Annotated in this window: 2 protein-coding genes; one reads left to right on the forward strand and one right to left on the reverse strand. The window is 69.4% G+C overall.

The annotated features are described in order from the left end of the window. A partial coding sequence (locus tag AB0O11_RS39400) for an electron transfer flavoprotein subunit alpha/FixB family protein (protein WP_363397453.1) occupies nt 1–278 on the forward strand: 278 nt, incomplete at its 5' end. Between the two features lie 144 nt (nt 279–422). On the opposite strand, the gene AB0O11_RS39405 is transcribed toward AB0O11_RS39400, so the two are convergent. After that, nucleotides 423–860, reverse strand: coding sequence for a hypothetical protein (locus AB0O11_RS39405; protein WP_363397456.1), 438 nt, complete (start codon nt 858–860; stop codon nt 423–425). Nucleotides 861–1,139 lie beyond the last annotated feature (279 nt).

Below are 1,139 nucleotides of genomic sequence, written 5' to 3' on the forward strand. Positions count from 1 at the left end.
CCGTCGGCGCCTCGCGCGCCGCCGTGGACGCCGGCTGGTACCCGCACAGCAGCCAGGTCGGCCAGACCGGCAAGCAGGTCTCCCCGCAGCTCTACGTGGCCAACGGCATCTCCGGCGCCATCCAGCACCGGGCCGGCATGCAGACCTCGAAGACCATCGTGGCCGTCAACAAGGACCCCGAGGCCCCGATCTTCGAGCTCGCCGACTACGGCGTGGTCGGCGACCTCTTCGAGGTGCTGCCGCAGCTCACCGCCGAGGTGAAGGCCCGCAAGGCCTGATCCCCCGAGTGCAGTGGAGGGCGTGGCGCCGAGTGGTACTCGGTGCCACGCCCTCCGTCGTTTCCCGGCGGCGCCGGGTCGTGCCGCCCGTCCCGATCGCTGCGCGGTCGGCTCCGTGACTCACTCCGTGACTCACTCCGCGACTCACTCCGCGACGAAGGCCGCGAGGTGCCGGGTGAAGCCGCCCTGGGCGGGCGGCAGCGGGCGCGGCTCGGTGTCCGGCGGCGACGGTGGCTCCTCCATCGGCAGCAGCCGCAGCTCCGGCTGGTCGGAGTCGGGGGAGGAGAGCAGCCGTACGCGGGTGCCGACCGGGACGGTGCTGCGCATCCCGTCCACGATGCACCAGACGTCGAAGCCCTCCGCCATGCGGATCAGGGACTTCTGACGGACCAGCGGCGTGCGGGCCTGCTCGACCGCGCAGCGCCGCACCACGCCGGTGCCCTCGCTGGGCTCCAGCCTGAGGTCGGTGGAGCCGCAGGTGGGGCAGAGCAGCCGCTGGAAGGTCGGGTTGTTGCACCACGCGCAGCGCTGGAAGTACAGCGTCGTGCTGCGGGTGTCGGCATCGATGGCTGAGTGGACCACGCTGTCATCTCCCTGCGCTCGGACCGGCTCGTTCGGCAGAAGTTCGGCAGAAGTTCGGCACGAAAAGGATAGGGAACTCAGTGCCGTCAAGGGAAGGCACTGAGTTCCCTTTTTGCCGCGCGCATGCATAATGAAGGGTACTGAGTACCGTCGTGAAACAGGAGTGGCGATCATGAGCCAGGAGTTCGATCTCTTCCGCATCTCCGAGGAGCACGGGATGCTCCGTGAGGCGGTGCGTTCGCTGGCCGAGGCGAAGATCGCTCCGTTCGCGGCGGAGGT

The sequence above is a fragment of the Kitasatospora sp. NPDC093102 genome, from assembly GCF_040683915.1.
In the GTDB taxonomy this organism is placed as follows: domain Bacteria; phylum Actinomycetota; class Actinomycetes; order Streptomycetales; family Streptomycetaceae; genus Kitasatospora.